We start from the raw sequence: 18,375 nt of genomic DNA on the forward strand, positions 1-18,375 counted from the left end.
CTTTCGGGCTCTCGGTCCGCGGTCTCGCGACCGCTTGTTGAACCTACATCACCGAGTTCCCTCGGCTTTCGGTTCACAGCGGCGTCTCAGCCGCTGATCGAACCTACATCACCAGGTTTCCCCAGCTTTCAGTTCGCTGCTCGCTCACCTTTCGGTTTGCTCGCAGCTCATAACCATAACACCATCAACCCCCATTCCGTCAAACCCAATCCATGGGGCTGACGAAACCCCAGACCATTTCTAGGGTTTGGCAAGACAGGCGACGAGCGGGAGGCCAGTCCTGGCCAAGCAATTCAGCCAAGAGCGCCTTCGCGTCAGACCCAGCTCGCGCGAAGAGGCGGTCGTTGCGGCCGCAGAGGAGCACTTTGAGAAGACCCTGGTTCGCATCCGCGGTGAACTCGTTGGATCCGTAGCGGCCCTCTCCCATCCCGGCGGTGGGGATGAAGCCCTGAACTACGGCGAGGTCTTCCTGCGGGACAACGTCCCGGTGATGCTCTACCTGCTGCTCAAGGGCCGCTACCAAATCGTCCGCAACTTCCTCGATATCTCCCTGGAGCTGCAGAGCAGCACCTACCAAACCCGCGGCGTCTTCCCCACCAGCTTTGTCGAGGACGGCGACGAGCTCCTCGCTGACTACGGACAGCGCTCCATCGGCCGGATCACCAGTGTCGATGCCAGCCTCTGGTGGCCTGTCCTCGCCTGGCTCTACGTCAAACGCAGCAAGGACTACGAGTTCGGCGCCAGCCAGAAGGTCCAGCGGGGAATCCAACTGCTGCTCGATCTGGTCCTGCACCCCACCTTCGAAGGCACGCCCGTGCTCTTCGTGCCGGACTGCTCGTTCATGATTGATCGCCCCATGGATGTCTGGGGCGCTCCACTGGAGGTCGAGGCCCTGCTCTTCGGCTGCCTGGGTTGCTGCTGCCAGCTGATGGAGCTGGCACAGAAAAGCCACAACAGTCGATTGCTGGAGCAGCGACTGGTCCTAACCAAGCAGTGGAAATACGACCTACGCCGCTACCTGCTCAAGCACTACTGGGTGACCAGCAAAACCATGCAGGTTCTGCGCCGGCGCCCCACCGAGCAATACGGCGAGCAGCAATCCCTCAACGAATTCAACGTCCAGCCCCAGGTCATTCCGCCCTGGCTGCAGGACTGGCTCGAGGATCGCGGCGGCTATCTGATCGGCAACATGCGGACCGGCCGGCCGGACTTCCGCTTCTACAGCCTGGGAAATTGTCTGGGCTGCCTCTTTGGTCTGATCACCGCACCCCAGCAGCGGGCTCTCTTCCGCCTGGTACTCCACAACCGTGATGAGCTCATGGCCCAGATGCCCATGCGCATCTGCCATCCACCGCTCGAAGGGGACAAGTGGAGTGAGAAAACCGGATCAGACCCGAAGAACTGGCCCTGGAGCTATCACAACGGAGGCCACTGGCCGAGCCTGCTCTGGTACCTCGGCGGCGCCGTTCTGCTGCATCAAAGGCTCTATCCCACGGCCGATGTCCTGCTGATGGGACAGATGCAGGCCATGCTCGAAGAGTGCTACTGGATGCAGCTCAACCAACTGCCAAGGCAGCAGTGGGCCGAGTACTTCGATGGACCAACCGGCACCTGGGTGGGACAGCAGGCGCGGACCTATCAGACGTGGACCATTGTCGGTTTCCTTCTGCTGCATCACATCCTGCGGGTCAAGACCGACGACGTGGACATGCTCGACATCAACGCGCCCTAAGGGCGCGCACAAAAAAGCCCCGGCACGAGGCCAGGGCTGAAGAACACAAGCGCAGGGCTTTGGATCAGAACAGACCCAGGGTCAGGGACTTGTCGATCGGCAGAGCCGCACCGATGCCCAGATAGATGGTGAAGACCGTGCCGAACAGGAAGGCACCCATGGCCACGGGACGGCGGAAGGGGTTCTGGAACTTGTTGAAGCTCTCAATGAAGGGCACCAACATCAGACCCAGAGGGATCATGGTCTGCAGAGCGATACCCAGCAGCTTGTTGGGCACCACGCGCAGGATCTGGAAGACCGGATACAGGTACCACTCAGGAAGGATCTCCAGAGGAGTGGCAAAGGGATCAGCCTTGTCGCCCAGCATCGCGGGGTCGAGAACAGCCAGGCCCACCAGGCAGGCCAGGGTTCCCAGGATCACCACCGGGAAGATGTAGAGCAGATCGTTCGGCCAGGCGGGCTCGCCGTAATAGTTGTGGCCCATGCCCTTGGCGAGCTTGGCCCGCAGCTTGGGATCGCTGAGATCTGGCTTCTTAAGGATGTGCATGAGGGTGACCGCCGTTGGAGTCGTTTGTTTCCCAGTGAAGGAAGGCTAGAAACCGCCCTGGGATTGGCGGAGCCGTCAAAAGAGAAGCCGTCAGGGATCGCAACAAAGCGATCCCCAGGCAAAAATCACAAGGGACCGGAGATGCCCTGCTTCCGGATCATCAGGAAGTGCATGAGCATGAACACGGCCAGCAGCCAGGGCATCACGAAGGTGTGCAGGCTGTAGAAGCGGGTGAGGGTGGCCTGGCCAACGCTCTCGCCGCCGCGGAGCAGCTCAACCATGAAGTCGCCGACGACGGGGACAGCAGCGGGAACGCCCGAGACGATCTTCACGGCCCAGTAGCCGACCTGATCCCAAGGGAGGGAGTAACCGGTCACACCGAAGGACACGGTGATCACAGCCATGGTCACGCCGGTGATCCAGGTGAGCTCACGGGGGCGCTTGAAGCCGCCGGTCAAGTACACGCGGAAGACGTGCAGGATCAGCATCAGCACCATCATCGAAGCGCTCCAGCGGTGCACGGAGCGGATCAGCCAGCCGAAGCTGACATCGGTCATCAGGTACTGGACCGAGGCGTAGGCCTCAGCCACGGTCGGCTTGTAATAGAAGGTCATCGCGAAGCCGGTCGCGAACTGCACCAGGAAGCAGACCAGGGTGATGCCGCCCAAGCAATAGAAGATGTTGACGTGGGGCGGCACGTACTTCGACGCGACATCGTCAACGATGTCCTGAATGTCCAGGCGCTCGTTGAACCAGTCGTAGACGGGCGATGACTTTCCGCCGGCGGCGGGTGAGGAGTTCGCCATGCAGCGATTGGGTTTGGTTGGCAGAGTCTACCGATCACCTCCTGCCGCTCGTGAGCGCGGCGCCGCTTGTGACATCACCGCCACAAAACCCGACTCCGCGGCGCTCAAGGGAGCTGAAATCCATTGCAGCGCTTTCGCTCTCCTGGTTATTAAGCCTCTGGCTGACCGCCGCACCGGCCCTGGCCCTCAACGATGGCCAACAGCTCGTGGTGGAGAGCTGGCGCCTGGTGAACCAGAGCTATGTCGATCCCGATCGCTTCGACACCATTCATTGGAAACGGCTGCGGCAGAAAGCACTGGAGCGCTCCATCCAGAGCAGTGCCGATGCCTACGACGCCATCGAGGCGATGCTGGCCCCGATTGGAGATCCCTACACCCGCCTGCTGAGGCCCGCTGACTTCCGCACGCTGAAGGCCAATACAGAAGGAAGCGTCAGTGGAGTCGGCCTGCAGCTCGGGATTCGCCAGGACGACACCGCCATCGTGGTCATTGCCCCGCTCGAGGGCTCCCCGGCGGCCGAAGCCGGCATCAGCAGCGCCAGCGTTCTCAAGAGTGTCGATGGTTTGAGCACAGCGGATTTGGGCCTGGAGGCCACCGCGGCCCGTCTGCGGGGCAAAGAAGGCACCTCCGTTCTGCTGGAGCTGATCACCCCGAGCGGCAAATCCCAAGAGCTGGAACTCAGGCGCCGGCAGGTGGACCTGCAGCCCGTCCGCAGCCGCCTGATCCAAACCGCTGGGCATCGCCTGGGCTACATCCGCATCACTCAGTTCGCCGAACCCGTTCCCCAGGAGCTGGCCAAGGCACTGCAAAAGCTGCAAGCACAGGACATCGATGGCCTGATCCTGGATCTCAGGAACAACTCCGGCGGCCTCGTCAGCGCCGGCCTGGCCGTCGCCAACGTCTTTTTGGATGGGGGCCCAATCGTCGAGACCCAAAACCGCGACGGCTTCAGCGATGCCCAGCAGGCCAGCCGCGGCCAGCTCTATGACGGCCCGATGCTCACCCTGGTGAACGAAGGCACCGCCAGCGCCAGTGAAATCCTTGCTGGGGCCCTGCAGGACGACGAGCGCTCACCGCTTCTGGGCAGCCGGACCTTTGGCAAGGGCTTGATCCAGACCCTGATCGGCCTGGGGGGTGATGGCAGTGGCCTGGCCGTCACCGTGGCCCGCTACCTCACCCCCAGTGGACGGGATATCCAAAACCTGGGGATCGAACCCGACCAACGCCTGGCGGATCCCGAACCGCTCAATCCCGGCGGCGACGGGGACACCTGGCTGGAGATCGCCCTGAACCAACTCGCTGAGCAGATCGAAGCCGGATGAGCGCCCGCACCTATCACGATCCACTGCACGGGGCGATCCGACTGTCCCGGCGCGAACCCGCCGAAGCCCTAGCGATCGATCTGATCGACACGCCGGTCTTCCAGCGGCTCAGGCGGATCCGGCAACTGGGGCCGGCCTACCTGACCTTCCACGGGGCCGAGTCCAGCCGCTTCACCCACTCTCTGGGGGTCCTGCATCTGGCGCGCCAAGCCCTGGGAAACCTGGGCCGCAGCCATCCCAAACTCAGCGAGCACCGGGGGGTGCTCTACGCCGCGGCCCTGCTGCACGACGTCGGCCATGGCCCCCTCAGCCACTCCGGCGAGGAGATGTATGGACTGCACCACGAGAGCTGGTCCAGTCGCCTGATCCGTGAGCACCCCTCGCTCAGGGAGCCGCTTGAAGCCTTTGCCGCGGGCACGGCCGATCAGGTCGCCGACCTGCTGGAGCACGGCCGCTTTCGCAATCCAGCCATCAAGGCGCTGGTCAGCAGCCAGCTCGATTGCGATCGCCTCGATTACCTGCTGCGGGACAGCTACAACACAGGCGCCAGCTACGGGGTGCTCGACCTCGAGCGCATCCTGGCCAGCCTGACCCTGGCCCCCGATGGCCAACTCGCCCTGCAGCCCAAGGGGCTGATGGCTGTCGAGCACTACCTGGTGGTGCGCAATCTGATGTACCGCAGCGTCTACAACCACCGCCTCAATGTGGTCTGCAACTGGCTGCTCAACCGGACTATTGCGCTGGCCCGGGAACTGGGACCCGATCAGGTCTGGGCCGATGCCGTGATGCAGCGCTGGCTCTGGGAACCCAAGAGCCTTGATCTCGAGGCCTTCCTGGGTAATGACGACGTGAGAACGGGCTATCACCTGCAGCGCTGGCTGGAGGAGGGACCGGCCCCGCTCCAGCAACTCTGCAGACGGGTCCTCAACCGAGAACTGCTGCGGGCCTCCGATCTCAGCCAGCTCCCCCAGGAGAGGCGTCTGGCGCTACTGGCTCGGGCACAGACCCTGAGTGAGGCGGCCGGACTGCGCCCTGACCTCTGCTGCGGCCTGCACCAGCAGAGCAACCACGGCTATCACCCCTATAAAGGTGGGCTTCGTCTCTGGGATGGGCATCAGCTCGGGGCCATTGAGCAGCGCTCACCGCTGATTCGCAGCCTGATCCAACCAACCCAAACCGCCTGGCTGATTCATCCACCGGAGATCACCCCGGCGATCCGCGAAGCCCTGGCCCTGGAAGTTGCAGCGGGAGATCCCTAAGTTGCACGCCATGCAGGCCGCTCCCCGTCGCTTCCAGCTCAAGCCGCTTCGCAAGGCTGAGGCCTCGGCACTCGATGAAGTCCGCTCCCAACTGGGGGCGACAGATGGCCCTGGAGCTGCCGTGCTGGTCTGCGACGACCGGCTGCTGAGCCTGCCGGACCTGCGCGCCATCGCCGAGCTGCTCCAGCAAGCCCAACAACCCTTGGTTCGCGTCGAAGCCCGGGAGGCCCTCAGCCTGGTTCCCGCAGCGGCGCTTGGGCTCGAAACCGCCCTGATCACAAAGGCACTCCCCGAGCTAAGCCGCCCTTCAGCGGAGGCCAGCGATCTCACCATCCACCGGGGCACCCTGCGCTCGGGCGATCACCTGCAGGTCGATGGCTCCGTGCTGGTGCTCGGAGACGTCAATCCAGGGGCCCGGGTCAGTGCCAACGGAGACGTTCGGGTCTGGGGACGGCTACGCGGCATTGCCCATGCCGGCCAAGCGGGCAACACCGCGGCCCGGGTCGTGGCGCTGCAACTGCGCCCGCTGCAGTTGCGCATTGCCGACGCCGTGGCTCGGGGGCCTGAGGATCTACCCCCTCCGGGATTCAGCGAGGAGGCACTGCTGCTGGATGGAGCCATTGCCATCCGACCGGCTGAACCGCTCTGGCCCCAGGAGGCTTAACGGTTCACCAAACCAAACGCCCCCAGGCCAGCGGCCACGGCCATGAACCACAGGGGAGAGATCTTGGTGCGAAGCATCAAAAAACAGACGACCGCCGAGACCGCATAGGCGGGGGTGTCGTGATCGGAGATCCGCAGGATCTTCAGGCCAACGGCAAACAGCACCCCGAGGGTGATCGGTCCCATCGCGCGCTCGAAGGCCAGCCGAAAGGGAGAGGTCTTGAAGCGATTCCAACTCAAAGCCGCAATCACCATCAGCAGGGTGGAGGGCAACAGGATCGCCACCTCCGCCATCACCCCACTGAGCAGCCCCCAGAGGGGACCCTCCTGAAAGGCCGCCCCCATGCCAAGCAAACCGACAATCATCGAGCTGGGACCCGGTGCCCCTTCGGCAATGGCGTAGATCTCGGCGAACTGTTGGGAGCTCAGCCAGCAGTACTTGTCGACCGCCATGTAGTGGTACTCCGCCAGCAGCGTGTTCCCGCCGCCCAAGGAAAACAGCGACAGGCTGAGGAAGTCCCAGATCACGGCGATCAAATTGCGCCAATCCCCCAGATGGGCCGGTTGACAGACCGCAGCGAGCAGGCTCGTCATGGCTTTCTCGGCCAGTACCAGGCCATCGCCAAGGGGCCCGCCACCAGCACCAAGGGCACTAGGCGCACATGGAAGACCGTCATCGCCACAAAGCTGATGGCCGCCAGCAGCAGCGCGACGCGATCCTTCAGGTAGGCGGCGGCAATCTTGAAGCCCATAGACAGGGCCATGCCCGCTGAGGCCGTGATCACTCCCGCCAGGAGACGATCCACTCCCACCGACGTGTGCAAGTAGTAGTAGGCAAGCCCAAGTGCCATCAAGACGCTGAAGGGCAGCAGCAGGATTCCCGCCAGGGCCGCCAAGGCGCCGGTCAGGCCACGGAAATGACTGCCGATATAGATCGCCATGTTGATCTGGTTGGGGCCAGGGAACAGGCGGGCCACCGTCAGGCCAGTGATGAACTCCTGCTTGGTCATCCACTCCTTGTCTTCGACGACGATCCGCTCGCTCCAGGCCGAGAGCCCTCCTCCAAAGGAGGAAAGGGCCACCTGCTGCATGCCCCAGAACAACTGCCGGTGGGTGGGAGGCATCAGTCGTGCACGAAGTGGGGGTCCGGCGGCAGCTCGCCCTCCTCGTGATACGCCGGATCCAGGGGATCCGGGGCGCTGTACTTCTTGGCGGACTCCCAGTCGGCGTTGAACGTCTCCGACAGGCGAGCGATCACGTCTGGGGCATCCACCTCAATGCCCAGTTCACGGCGGAGATCAAAGGCGCTGCGGTCGATATTCATCGAACCGGTCATGGCGGCGCGCTCGTCCACCAGGATCAACTTGGCGTGCAGCTTCAACTGCTTTTGGCGCCGGATCTTGACCCCGGCGTGCTCCAGCAAGCGCAGGGAACTGAAGGTGTCGTAGACATCCCAATCGCTCAGGCCGTGCTTGCCGCCGCAAAGCACCCGCACCTTCACCCCCCGCTGCTTAGCGGCCACCAGCCGCTCGAGGATCACGGCGTCCACGAACTTGGGGTGCTGAATGCGCAGCGACTCCTGGGCGCTATCGATCACCCGGGCCATCTGCCCGCGGCTGTGGACGCTGCTCCAGACCAGGCCGACATCGAGGCGGGGCTCAAACGCGCGGCGCTCCCAGTCCGCGTCAAAGCCGGCAATCACCTGCTCGATCACCCGCGGGTCATGGCTCACGACGCCGTAATCACGGGTCTCGGTGAAGTACTTCTCTGAGAGGTTGAAGGTGGCGATCAGGGCCGCCTGACCATCGATCACCATCGATTTCTCGTGGGTGACCGGGAAGCGCTCGCTGGTCCAGGCCACCTCCACTCCCCAGCCCTGAAGCAAGGCAAAGGCCTCGTCATTCCAGCGGTCACCACCGGAGGTATGGGGATTGAGCATCACCCGAATCCGCACCCCCCGTTGCTGGGCGCGCAGCAGGGCCTGCTCGATGGCCTCGCTCTGCAGCTTGAACTGCTTGAGCAGCAGCTGGGACTGGGCCTGGTCGATCCAATCCACGACCGCCTGAGCCCCGTCATCGGGCATCACAAGGAGACGTTGACTGGCTGCCATGACGGCCCAGAGCTGACGTCTGATGTCTAGGGAGAAACGGCTGAATTGGCCTTAACCTTCACGCACGTTTCGGTGCGCTGTGGCCTCCAGTAGTCGCTTCATCCTGATCTGCTCAGGCAAGGGGGGTGTGGGCAAAACCACCCTCACCGCAAACCTGGGCATTGCTCTGGCCAGGCAGGGCATGCGGACCGCCGTGCTGGACGCCGATTTTGGCCTGCGCAACCTGGATCTGCTGCTGGGCCTCGAGAACCGCATCGTCTACACCGCCCAGGACGTTCTCTCGGAAACCTGCCGCCTCGAGCAGGCACTGGTGAAGCACAAGCAGGAGCCCAACCTGGCCCTGCTGCCGGCGGGCAATCCACGGATGCTGGAGTGGCTGAAGCCCGAGGACATGCAAACCATCGCCGAGATGCTCGGCGAGAGCCACGACATCGTGCTGATCGACTGCCCGGCTGGCATCGAGGACGGCTTTAAGAATGCGGCCGCAGCCGCCAAGGAAGCCATCGTGATCACCACCCCTGAGGTGTCCGCCGTGCGGGACGCCGACCGGGTGATCGGCCTGCTCAACACCCGTGGCATCCAGCCGATTCAGATGGTGCTCAACCGGGTGCGCCCCAAGATGATGGCCAACCAGGAGATGTTGGCCGTGGATGACGTCACCGACATCCTGGCCCTGCCGCTGCTTGGTCTGGTGCTGGAAGACGAGCAGGTGATCGTGAGCACCAACCGCGGTGAACCCCTCACCTTGAGCGGATCCAACTCCCCTGCCGCCACCGCCTACAGCAACATCGCTCGGCGCATCTGCGGTGAAGACGTTCCGCTGATTGATCCCTCCAAGGTCAAGCAAGGCTTGCGCGCCAAGCTCAGCCGCCTGATGCAAACCAAGATTTTCTGAACTGATGAGCCTGCGCGAATTCATCGACAAGTTGCTTGGGCGTCAGCCCGCCAGCGCCACCACGGCCAAGGAGCGCCTGCAGCTGGTGCTGGCCCATGACCGCAGCGATCTCAATCCGGAACTGCTGGAGCAGATGCGGCGCGAGATCCTTGAGGTGGTCAGCCGCTACGTCGAGATCGATCTCAGCGAAGGCGATGTCAGCCTGGAAACGGAGGATCGCGTGACCGCCCTGGTGGCCAACCTGCCGATTCGACGGGCCATCTTCAAACCAACTCCCGAGGCCGCGAGCGAGGAGGAGGCCGAGGAGCCCGCAAGCGAAGACGCGCCTGCGGCCAGCGAAACAGCCACGGAGGAAGGCGAACCCGAGCCCATCGTCAGCCAGGGCTGATCCAGGGGAATCCTTGGGGCAGTTGCCTCTCTCCATGGCTGCCCCTTCAGGCCTTCAGCCCACACCAGCCGAGCGGCGGGTCCTCTCCGAGTTGCGAGACGGCAAAAGCAACGGCTCAATCGCGGCGAGCCTCAGCCTCAGCCGACGCACGGTCGAATCCCACCTGTCGCGGCTGCTGGCCAAAACCGGTTGCCGCAACCGCACCCAGCTGCTGCTCTGGTCCATGGCCAAGCGATAAGCTCTGATCAGGGGCCAGGCCCCGTTGCCGGCTTAGCTCAGTGGTAGAGCAGCGCTTTTGTAAAGCGAAGGCCATCGGTTCAAATCCGTTAGCCGGCTTGCCAAGGAATGTCTGAAAGACGTCACGGAATAGAACCCGCCGTCATAGATCGCCGTAAATCAAGAACTTTTTGGCGTGCCAACTAATTTTTAAGCCAAGGAGATTGAGCCACTCGGCTGAACGTCATGAGTGAACTGAAGTGCCCCTTCAGTGGACATGTTGGCGCCGTCACCGCCGCGAGCCAAGCGGAGCAAGGGCAATGGTGGCCCAACCAACTCGACCTGACGCTGCTGCATCAACACGGAGTCGCGAGCAACCCCTTGGGGCCCGACTTTGACTACTCCGCTGAATTCCAGAAACTCGACTACGCCGCTCTCAAGGGAGATCTGCTGGCGTTGATGACCGACTCGCAGCCCTGGTGGCCTGCGGACTGGGGGCATTACGGCGCACTCTTTATCCGCATGGCCTGGCATAGCGCCGGCACCTATCGCCTCATCGATGGTCGCGGTGGCGCGGGACACGGCAACCAGCGCTTCTCCCCGTTGAACAGCTGGCCGGACAACACCAATCTCGACAAAGCCCGGCGCCTGCTCTGGCCGATCAAGCAGAAATACGGCAACCGCATCTCCTGGGCCGATCTGATCATCCTCACGGGGAATGTGGCCCTGGAGTCGATGGGCTTTCCCACCTTTGGTTTTGCGGGCGGCCGCGTTGACCATTGGGCCCCAGAGGCCGATGTCTTCTGGGGCCGCGAGACCCAGTGGTTAAGCGATCAGCGCCACCAGGAGGGCGGCACGCTCGATCAGCCCCTCGCCGCCGTTGAGATGGGGCTGATCTATGTGAATCCGGAAGGGCCTGAGGGCCATCCCGATCCGGTGGCTTCAGGCAAGGATGTGCGCGACACCTTTGCCCGCATGGGCATGACGGTCGAAGAAACCGTGGCCCTTGTGGCCGGTGGGCACACCTTTGGCAAATGCCACGGCGCAGCGCCGGCTGAGCACCTGGAGGCTGAGCCGGAAGGTGCAGGCCTCGAGCACCAGGGCCTGGGTTGGCAGAACCGCTTTGGCAGTGGCTGCGCCGAGCACACGATCACCAGCGGCATCGAAGGGGCCTGGAAACCCAACCCCACCCGCTGGGATCGGGGCTATTTCGAAATGATGTTCACCTATGAGTGGGAGCTGACCAAAAGTCCTGCCGGAGCCTGGCAGTGGGTGGCCAAGGACGTACGGCCTGAACACTTGATTCCCGATGCCCACGTCCCCGGGCGGAGCGCCGCGCCGATCATGACCACGGCTGATCTCTCGCTGCGCCATGACCCGGTGATGGCGCCGATCGCCCGGCGCTTCCACCAGGACCAGCAGGCCTTCGCCGACACCTTCGCGCGGGCCTGGTTCAAGTTGACCCACCGTGACCTGGGGCCACGCAGCCTCTATCTCGGCCCGGAAGTCCCCAGCGAAGAGCTGATCTGGCAGGACCCCATCCCCGTTCGGAGTCATCCGCTCGTCGATGCTGCAGACCTAGTCGCCATTAAGGCTGACATTGCCGCAACGGGTCTGTCGGTCGCCCAACTGGTCAGCACCGCCTGGGCTGCCGCCTCCACCTACCGCGACTCCGATCGCCGAGGCGGTGCCAACGGCGGACGCCTGCGTCTGCAACCCCAGCGGAGCTGGCCGGCCAACGACCCCGACCAAATGGAGCCGGTGCTCCAAGCCTTAGAGACCCTGCAGCAGCAGTGGAACCAGCGTTTGAGCGGCGGCAAGCAGCTCTCCATCGCCGACCTGATTGTCCTGGCCGGCGGCGTCGGAATCGAGCAGGCCGCACGGGCCGCTGGGCTCCAGGTCGAGGTGCCCTTCCATCCAGGCCGCAGCGACGCCAGCCAAGCGCAGACCGACCTGGCCGCCTTCGGTGTGCTGAAACCGCTGGCCGATGGGTTCCGCAATTACCAGCGCAGCGGCCTACCCCTGCGCGCCGAAGAGCTCCTGCTCGATCGGGCTCAGCAACTGAGCCTGAGCGCCCCGGAGATGACCGTCTTAGTCGGTGGCCTGCGGGTTCTCGGGGCCAACAGTGGTGGCTCGACCCATGGAGTGTTCACCCACAGGCCCGGCGTGCTGAGCACTGATTTCTTCGTCAACCTGCTCGACATGGGTACCGCCTGGACACCTACCGATCCGAGCCAAACCCATTACGAGGGGCGCGACCGCACGAGCGGAGAACTGCGATGGAGCGCCAGCCGCGCCGACCTGGTCTTCGGCTCCAACGCCCAACTCCGTGCCATCGCCGAGGTCTATGCCCAGGCCGATGGAGCCGAACGCTTCGCACGGGATTTCGTCCGGGCCTGGACCAAGGTGATGGAGCTGGATCGGTTTGACCTGAAGGGATCAGCCTGAGGCTCTCCGCAAGTGGTTCCAAATCCAACCCGTCCACTGATCCACCAGCACCGGGTCGCTCAGCACCTCGTGATGCTCCGCGGCCGACACTGGCCAATGGTTCGAATGCGGCGTGAGACGGGACAACTGCCCAGGGGGCAAAGCCGCCGGCCATGACCCGCTAATCAAGATCAGCGGACAATTCAGCGCTGGGATCTGCCACTGGCCGAGCAGCTCCTGCAACCAAGCTTTCTGGTGAAGCTGCTGGGCTGACAGGCCTGGATACCAGCGACGTCCAGCACCACTGCGCCAGAGCCGGGCAACGCGCCGGCGCCACGCCCACTGATAGGTGGGTGACCAGGGGTTCACAGGGTCCAACAGGATGACGCCAGCCACGCCATGGCCGCGCTCAAGGAGCTCTGCAGCCATCGCATAGCTCAGCCAAGCCGCCACGGAGTAGCCGCCGAGCCAAAACCTCTGGCCCAAATGGGACTCCGTACTGCGAAGCAGCGTGTCGACCTGCTCACGGGCCAGTGCCTCCAAGGAGGCACCGTTCGGGCCCCGCCAGGTCGATGGACAACCAGGGAAAATCTGTTGCACCAGTCCAAGCTCCGGTGGACGGCTGCTCTGCAGTTCCCTCAACCCACCCCCACACCAGAGCAGGTTGCATGGACGCCAAGCGGCTAGCAATTGAGCGTGATCGAGGGAATCCAGCAGGGGGTGGAGTACGGGGATCGCTGGTAAAGGCGGCCATCGATTAGCCCCCAAACGCTCTGGCTGTTCCACACTCCCGCGCAGCAGGCCCAGATCGACCTTGCCGTTGGCGTTCATTGGAAATTGATCCAGCGCGAGGAGACATTGCGGAAGCAACCGCGGATCGCCAAGGGACTCCCGCAGTCGTACCTCTAGAGCCTCCAGCTCCAGAGTCCGGCCTGCCTCGACGTCTCTTTCCAGCCAAGCGACCAAGCCCTGCTCGCCGTCCATTAACTGCACGCGCCGGATCTCCGGTTGAGCCTCCAAAAGACGTCGCAAGGAGGAGAGATCAATCCATTCACCATGGCGCTTCAAGAGCTCATTGCTACGGCCAAGCAACTGCAAGCCATGGCGTTCACTCCAGAGCCCAAGATCCGCGGTCAAAACCCGCATCGTTCCGTCCGGCTGCAGAAACGAGTCCAGGGACCAGCCATCCCCTACCTGCATCAGGACCCCCTCGGCCAAGGCATCCCCTCGCACCTGAATGCGACCAATGTCCTCAGGACTTGTCATTGGTCGGCCGTCATCTCCGACAACCTCAACCTGCTTGCCCAAGCAGGGAGTCCCTTCAAAACCACACCAATCGGCATGGAGAGGGAGCACCTGATCGGCGATGACTCCCGTTTCGCTCGCACCGAAAGCATTCAGGCAGCGGGCATCAAGAGCACCCCAGCGCTGGAGCTGAGGCCATACCGACGCTCGACAGGGCTCACCGGTGAGCGATATCCAGTGGTAGCCAGCGCTCAAGGTCTCCTCTCCAAGGGCCAAGAGCTGACTGGGAGTGCCATAGAGAAGGTTTCCGCCCTCGAGAGCCTCAGCACTGCCAAAGCGTTGCAGCCACCCCCCCAACAGTCCCGCCAAAAGATGCTTCGTCGACGCCCCAAACCACGGGTTAACCAACATCGTGCTGGTGGATCCGGCCGGTAGGTCCAAGCGCTGGCGATACAGCGACGCTTCATTCAGGGCCTGACGCCAACCCCGAACAATCCATTTCGGCTGCCCCATCGACCCTGAACTTCGCAGCAGCGACTGCCAGCCAGCGCGGCCCTCCGGCGAGCCTTGAACACGCTGAGTGATCGACGCCACTGTGGGATGAGCGGCAGCGGATGGCTCACAAGCAATCCAGACACCGCCCGCTAGCCATAGGCCGATCAACTCGGGCAATGAGGAACGAGCACTCACCCAAGGGATACAGACACACCGGCCAATCAACCAATCGGGCTGGCCCTCGTAGTGCTGACGAAAGCTGTCGGCCTCTAGCGCCAGGCGCGCATAACTGAGCTGCCGGCCTTCCTCCTGCAAAGCCGGCAAGGCCCCATAGCGCTCAGCCGCCGCGACCCAGGCCTGGCGCCACACGTTCAACATCCAGCCGAACTGCGCTCCAGCAGATTCATCGCAACGACCCCTCCCATGCCGGCACTGAGTTGTAACGCCAACTGAGGCACCGGGGCGGAACTGGGCGGGTCAACGGGCAAACCCAAGGAAGGATCGATCGCCATTGGCCAAGGGGGGACCGTTCCACGACACAATCCCTCGACCAACAGCGCTGCTTCCACGACCCCTGCCGCCCCCAGTCCGTGGCCCAAGACCTGCTTAAACGCGGTTAGCCATGGCAGCGGTTGAAACGCGGACGCCACAAAAGCGGCTTCCTCACGGTCAAACCGAGGTGTGCCCGTTGCGTGTAAAGCCAACCAATCAATGGTGTCGCCGTCTTGAAGGATCCCCTGATGCTTCAAACGATCAAAAACAGCACGGCTGAGTTGTTGCCCCGGTTGTGGCGCAACAAGGTGATGGGCTTCACAACCTGAACTGCTACCGCGAAGCCAAGCCAGCACCTCAGCGCCCCGTTGCTTTGCACGCTGTTCAGATTCCAACAGAAGGCACCCCGCTGCCTCCACCGGACGCATTCCCGTCCGGGATGAAGTCAAGGGAACTGATGCATCGTCTTCCGCCATTGCTCCAGAACGCCGGTTGGCTTCACGCAATGGGCCCTGGAGAGTGGGCTCAGCACCAACCACCAACACAGCATCCAGATCACCACTACGAATACAGCGGCCAGCCAGGGCCAAGGCCTGGGCGCCTGTGCTGCTGGCAGCGTTCAGGTTGAACTGATCTCCCTGCAGACCAAAACGCAACGCCGTGACTGCTCCCAAACTGTTTCCCCGCCAGCGTCCGAGGCTGGTTGGACCAGGTCGCTTGTTCTGGTTGTAGAGGTCATCGACCAACGCCGATGCACTTCCAAGTGCACTCGCACCAACCACACCGATCTGCATCCGCGAGGGATCCCTGAGGCGTTCTGTCGACTCGCCACGCAGGGACTGGCGATCACCCCCAATTCCGGATTGAACCCAAGCGGTCTCAGCAACGGCCAAACCCAAAAGTTGCTGCCGGCTCAACCAACGTTGATCAGCGGAGGACAGTTGGGCCTCAGCAGCGAGCACAGCAGCGGGCAGGGATTCACCGCCGATGGATTCAGCCTTGAGAACCCTGCGCCATAAAGCAGAGACACCGAACACCTCTCCCACCAGAGCGGATGCTGCAGTGATGGCAACGCGCACCTGAGTCGTTCCCTCTGGGCTTGAAAAACCAGCCGTCACCGTGCCACGAATGGCACCGATCAGCACCCACTCCTGTTGAAAAGCAGCACCCCTGCAACAAAGGTTGCAGGGTGGTTTCCACGCTCAGGCGACATCCATATGCTCCCTAAAGCACCACAGCATCTGGGGACAAGGGCATCCGGCCATGCTGAATTTCTCCAGTCGCAGCATTCATCAGGACCATCAGGCCACGCCCTGGTATCAACTCTGGCGCCAGCCTCTGGCGGCGCTCACCCGAATGCCATGGCCTCTGTTCTTCCTGGCGATGGCACTGATCTACTTCGCCCAGGTGCTGTTCTTCGGGTTGATTCTTCGTTTTGACGAGCAACACCTGATTGGCGAGCCGCCCATGGGGCTCTCCAAAGCCTTTGTCTTTTCTGCTGAAGCCTTTTTTGCCAATGGCTTCAACGGCATCGAAACCGACTCGGGCTTTACCTACATCGTCGGGATCATCGACATGGTGGCGGGGCTGATCACCCTCTCGACACTCACGGCCGTGGTCTTCTCCAGGCTGAGCAGCAATGAAATGCCCTTGCTGTTCAGCCGCCATCTCTGCATCAGTGACCTCAAGGACGGCTGCCTGTACTGCCGTTTTGTCACCAGTGATCGCAGCCAATGGCTCAATGTCAGCTACTCACTCTCACTGATCTATGACGACGAAGCCGAGCCGGGGGTTTGGCAAAGGCGGATCTGTTCGCTGGATCTGCTCAATGCGGGAACCCCACAACTGAGCCAAACGGCCACATTGACCCATCGCATTGATAAGGACAGCCCAATCCACCGCCTCGGCTGGGAGGAATTACTACGCCGAAACGCTGTCCTGATGCCCTTGGTGGAGGGAATCGATGAAAGCACCGGGGCGGGACTGCTGCAAACCCACCTCTATTGCAACCGTGATGTCCTACTGGGCCATCGCTTTGGCGACCTGGTGAGTAGTGACAGCAAGGGGCGCAAGCAGGTTAATATCCGCCGGTTGAATCATGTCATTGCAACGCGCTGAGCGCATGGTTGAGCCAACAACAACACAGGCGATTGAGAAGCTGAGCGCGCGCTGGAATGAGCCTGAAATTTCAAGCGGTTCAATCATTCACTGGCTCGAGCAGTTTGAGGCCAGTGACCATGCCATTGCCCTGCAGTTACTGGACTGCATGGAGATGCATAGCTGGGCCCGCCTGATCAGAGAGTGCAGGCTTCTGCACGAACGACTCTGCAGTGACCTAGGCGAGGACGGTTTCGACATCGAGCACTTCTCGGATATCGACTTCACCCGAGCCTTTGTCTGCAAAAGCGGTGACCTAATTGCCTACGTCTACCGAAAGGCCAACCGCATTCCAGTCAGTTGCTTCAAAAATATCGAGGCACTCCACTCCACCTTCAGGACCGAGGCCGAACGACGGGCACTGGTGATCTTCGATGACTACATCGGCACGGGCTCACAGTTCCTCTTCCAATTCGTGGCCCGCTCCAATAGCAACCGCAAACTGCTCCAGCGCTACCGGCGGCTTCGACTCGCCGCCGTTGTGGTGCACGACAACGCGAGAGAGAAGTGGAAGTTGCTGCAACATCAGCAGTTTCAACGGGTGATGGAGATCGAAGAAGCGCAGCTGACCTCCATGGATTTCAGCCGAGACCGGGGAGAACTCACCCAGGCCCTCTCCGAGCTGGATTGGAAGCGAGCCGGGCTGGTCGCCGCTCAGCGGGATTTCCCTGTCACAGCCCATCCCAGTTTGCGGCCCGAACAGCGCCATCAACTGAGTCAGTTCCTGTTGAAACTGCAACAGTCGGAAGAGGCAGGAACGACCGAATTTCTACTGGGGCACCACACGTTTTTCTATGGAGCACCCAATGCCCTGGCGCGGGTGCTGCTACCTCTGTTCAAGCGCATTGAGGACTTCACCGTCTATCCCAAAGAATCCCAAGTGGGATTGCCCGCAGACATCCTTGATTACGACATCGATAACCCCGAATCCGTCACACCCTTTGGGCGCCGGGATTAGACACTGGGCACGACTAGGCGGCCAACGCGAGCATCTGCCGAAGTCTCCAAGCCTTGAGCTGCGCTTGACGCTTTCGAATCGCTAGGTCCGCCGTCAAGCCATACTGGCGCCTCTCAATATCTGATTCAGGCAAAGCAAAAAAGACGCCGCCACTGGTGAACTGAATACACCCTTCATCCGGATCAAACACCCGAGCTGAAGCCGTAACTGCAGTGCGCGGTTCCCGACAGCCATAGACGTGCAGGCTCAAGAAACTCTGTTCACCGGCATTGCCCATCTGATGGATCAACGCCGGAGAGACCGCGCGCACCTGGCCGGGGCCGTAGGGAAGCGCCTGCTCATCGCAGAGGTGCAACCGACGCAGGCGATAGCTGTAATGCTCAGCCTGACCAAAGCATTGGACCGCTCCCCACTGTGCCAAGCCGTGGTCATGGATCGCGCTGAAGTCGCCAGGGAGCCAGGTCATCACCATGACTTCCACATGGCCGCCATGCCAAACCAACTGGCGGCCATAGCTTTCGCGGGGTGAATGGCCGTAATCCGCCCAGGGCTCGAGTTCCTCGGCGCACACCCCTGCGGTGGCCATCAGCGAGAGCAACTGCTCAGGCTCAGGAGAACGCAGGACGCTTAGCCCTGCGATCAGACGCTTCAACCCCGAGCTGA

General features: G+C 62.4%; 18 protein-coding genes and 1 tRNA gene. 11 read left to right on the forward strand and 8 right to left on the reverse strand.

Translation table 11 applies throughout. The features are described 5' to 3' along the window. Positions 1-280: 280 nt before the first annotated feature. Entirely contained in the window at positions 281-1,732 is a 1,452-nt protein-coding gene (locus tag ACXIQ9_RS10455; protein ID WP_247479771.1) for a glycoside hydrolase 100 family protein, read from the forward strand. Positions 1,733-1,796: 64 nt separating this feature from the next. Here the strand turns inward: ACXIQ9_RS10455 and petD are convergent, their stop codons facing one another. Both petD and petB read right to left on the reverse strand, forming a co-directional pair. Next, positions 1,797-2,279 (reverse strand): cytochrome b6-f complex subunit IV, encoded by a 483-nt coding sequence (gene petD / locus ACXIQ9_RS10460; RefSeq protein ID WP_010315067.1) that lies wholly within the window; start codon positions 2,277-2,279, stop codon positions 1,797-1,799. Between the two features lie 125 nt (positions 2,280-2,404). Then, a complete protein-coding gene (gene petB / locus ACXIQ9_RS10465; RefSeq protein ID WP_010315065.1) occupies positions 2,405-3,085 on the reverse strand; it encodes a cytochrome b6 in 681 nt (226 codons plus the stop codon). A 17-nt stretch (positions 3,086-3,102) separates the two neighbouring features. Here petB and ctpZ point away from each other — a divergent pair, with 17 nt between their 5' ends. Genes ctpZ through ACXIQ9_RS10480 form a run of 3 tightly spaced genes read left to right on the forward strand, consistent with a single transcriptional unit; the run spans position 3,103 to position 6,330 of the window. Further along, complete coding sequence (ctpZ, locus tag ACXIQ9_RS10470; protein WP_459016626.1) at positions 3,103-4,407, forward strand: carboxyl-terminal processing protease CtpZ; 1,305 nt, start codon at positions 3,103-3,105, stop codon at positions 4,405-4,407. After that, the gene (locus ACXIQ9_RS10475) at positions 4,404-5,666 is read left to right on the forward strand and encodes an HD domain-containing protein (protein ID WP_459016627.1); all 1,263 of its coding nucleotides are present in this window, start codon (positions 4,404-4,406) and stop codon (positions 5,664-5,666) included. Before ctpZ ends, ACXIQ9_RS10475 begins: the two co-directional genes overlap by 4 nt. A gap of 10 nt (positions 5,667-5,676) precedes the next feature. Beyond that, complete coding sequence (locus ACXIQ9_RS10480) at positions 5,677-6,330, forward strand: septum site-determining protein MinC (RefSeq protein WP_459016628.1); 654 nt, start codon at positions 5,677-5,679, stop codon at positions 6,328-6,330. Here ACXIQ9_RS10480 and ACXIQ9_RS10485 read toward each other — a convergent pair. The 3 genes from ACXIQ9_RS10485 to ACXIQ9_RS10495 are packed head-to-tail and all read right to left on the reverse strand — an operon-like array spanning position 6,327 to position 8,439. Next, on the reverse strand, positions 6,327-6,923 hold the full coding sequence (locus tag ACXIQ9_RS10485; RefSeq protein ID WP_296416656.1) for a chromate transporter: 597 nt from the start codon (positions 6,921-6,923) through the stop codon (positions 6,327-6,329). The genes ACXIQ9_RS10480 and ACXIQ9_RS10485 overlap by 4 nt on opposite strands. Beyond that, positions 6,920-7,453: a chromate transporter gene (locus tag ACXIQ9_RS10490; RefSeq protein ID WP_424174704.1), complete on the reverse strand. Its 534-nt coding sequence runs from the start codon at positions 7,451-7,453 to the stop codon at positions 6,920-6,922. The genes ACXIQ9_RS10485 and ACXIQ9_RS10490 overlap by 4 nt, the downstream gene beginning before the upstream one ends. Further along, the gene (locus ACXIQ9_RS10495; protein WP_459016629.1) at positions 7,453-8,439 is read right to left on the reverse strand and encodes a phospholipase D-like domain-containing protein; all 987 of its coding nucleotides are present in this window, start codon (positions 8,437-8,439) and stop codon (positions 7,453-7,455) included. Before ACXIQ9_RS10495 ends, ACXIQ9_RS10490 begins: the two co-directional genes overlap by 1 nt. 79 nt (positions 8,440-8,518) lie before the next feature. On the opposite strand from ACXIQ9_RS10495, the gene minD reads away from it, so the two are divergent. From minD to katG, 5 genes are all read left to right on the forward strand, one after another. Continuing rightward, on the forward strand, positions 8,519-9,334 hold the full coding sequence (gene minD, locus ACXIQ9_RS10500; RefSeq protein WP_010315049.1) for a septum site-determining protein MinD: 816 nt from the start codon (positions 8,519-8,521) through the stop codon (positions 9,332-9,334). 4 nt (positions 9,335-9,338) lie between these two features. Then, positions 9,339-9,722, forward strand: coding sequence for a cell division topological specificity factor MinE (gene minE, locus ACXIQ9_RS10505; RefSeq protein WP_010315047.1), 384 nt, complete (start codon positions 9,339-9,341; stop codon positions 9,720-9,722). A gap of 34 nt (positions 9,723-9,756) precedes the next feature. After that, positions 9,757-9,960 carry a response regulator transcription factor gene (locus tag ACXIQ9_RS10510; RefSeq protein WP_459016630.1) on the forward strand — a complete coding sequence of 68 codons (204 nt, stop codon included), beginning with the start codon at positions 9,757-9,759 and terminating at the stop codon, positions 9,958-9,960. A 26-nt stretch (positions 9,961-9,986) separates the two neighbouring features. Then, positions 9,987-10,058 (forward strand) — tRNA-Thr (locus ACXIQ9_RS10515). Positions 10,059-10,184: 126 nt separating this feature from the next. Further along, a complete protein-coding gene (katG, locus tag ACXIQ9_RS10520; protein WP_459016631.1) occupies positions 10,185-12,386 on the forward strand; it encodes a catalase/peroxidase HPI in 2,202 nt (733 codons plus the stop codon). Here the strand turns inward: katG and ACXIQ9_RS10525 are convergent. Both ACXIQ9_RS10525 and ACXIQ9_RS10530 read right to left on the reverse strand, forming a co-directional pair. Continuing rightward, positions 12,378-14,474: an AMP-binding protein gene (locus ACXIQ9_RS10525; protein ID WP_459016675.1), complete on the reverse strand. Its 2,097-nt coding sequence runs from the start codon at positions 14,472-14,474 to the stop codon at positions 12,378-12,380. The genes katG and ACXIQ9_RS10525 overlap by 9 nt on opposite strands. A gap of 2 nt (positions 14,475-14,476) precedes the next feature. Beyond that, positions 14,477-15,742: a beta-ketoacyl synthase N-terminal-like domain-containing protein gene (locus ACXIQ9_RS10530; protein ID WP_459016632.1), complete on the reverse strand. Its 1,266-nt coding sequence runs from the start codon at positions 15,740-15,742 to the stop codon at positions 14,477-14,479. 118 nt (positions 15,743-15,860) lie between these two features. Here ACXIQ9_RS10530 and ACXIQ9_RS10535 point away from each other — a divergent pair, with 118 nt between their 5' ends. Then, entirely contained in the window at positions 15,861-16,715 is an 855-nt protein-coding gene (locus tag ACXIQ9_RS10535) for a hypothetical protein (protein ID WP_459016633.1), read from the forward strand. Continuing rightward, positions 16,696-17,712, forward strand: a complete 1,017-nt coding sequence (locus tag ACXIQ9_RS10540) for a phosphoribosyltransferase-like protein (RefSeq protein ID WP_459016634.1) — start codon at positions 16,696-16,698, stop codon at positions 17,710-17,712. Before ACXIQ9_RS10535 ends, ACXIQ9_RS10540 begins: the two co-directional genes overlap by 20 nt. A 13-nt stretch (positions 17,713-17,725) precedes the next feature. Here the strand turns inward: ACXIQ9_RS10540 and ACXIQ9_RS10545 are convergent, their stop codons facing one another. Next, positions 17,726-18,364, reverse strand: a complete 639-nt coding sequence (locus tag ACXIQ9_RS10545; protein WP_459016635.1) for a cysteine dioxygenase — start codon at positions 18,362-18,364, stop codon at positions 17,726-17,728. Positions 18,365-18,375: the final 11 nt, after the last annotated feature.

The organism is Synechococcus sp. LTW-G (assembly GCF_054459035.1).

Coding starts and splice junctions, on each gene's coding strand:
- katG (WP_459016631.1), top strand. CDS start 10,185: ATGAGTGAACTGAAGTGCCCCTTCAGTGGACATGTTGGCGCCGTCACC.
- ACXIQ9_RS10490 (WP_424174704.1), bottom strand. CDS start 7,453: ATGCCTCCCACCCACCGGCAGTTGTTCTGGGGCATGCAGCAGGTGGCC.
- petD (WP_010315067.1), bottom strand. CDS start 2,279: ATGCACATCCTTAAGAAGCCAGATCTCAGCGATCCCAAGCTGCGGGCC.
- ACXIQ9_RS10475 (WP_459016627.1), top strand. CDS start 4,404: ATGAGCGCCCGCACCTATCACGATCCACTGCACGGGGCGATCCGACTG.
- ACXIQ9_RS10480 (WP_459016628.1), top strand. CDS start 5,677: ATGCAGGCCGCTCCCCGTCGCTTCCAGCTCAAGCCGCTTCGCAAGGCT.
- ACXIQ9_RS10485 (WP_296416656.1), bottom strand. CDS start 6,923: ATGACGAGCCTGCTCGCTGCGGTCTGTCAACCGGCCCATCTGGGGGAT.
- minE (WP_010315047.1), top strand. CDS start 9,339: ATGAGCCTGCGCGAATTCATCGACAAGTTGCTTGGGCGTCAGCCCGCC.
- ACXIQ9_RS10535 (WP_459016633.1), top strand. CDS start 15,861: ATGCTGAATTTCTCCAGTCGCAGCATTCATCAGGACCATCAGGCCACG.
- ACXIQ9_RS10540 (WP_459016634.1), top strand. CDS start 16,696: ATGTCATTGCAACGCGCTGAGCGCATGGTTGAGCCAACAACAACACAG.
- petB (WP_010315065.1), bottom strand. CDS start 3,085: ATGGCGAACTCCTCACCCGCCGCCGGCGGAAAGTCATCGCCCGTCTAC.
- ACXIQ9_RS10495 (WP_459016629.1), bottom strand. CDS start 8,439: ATGGCAGCCAGTCAACGTCTCCTTGTGATGCCCGATGACGGGGCTCAG.
- ACXIQ9_RS10510 (WP_459016630.1), top strand. CDS start 9,757: ATGGCTGCCCCTTCAGGCCTTCAGCCCACACCAGCCGAGCGGCGGGTC.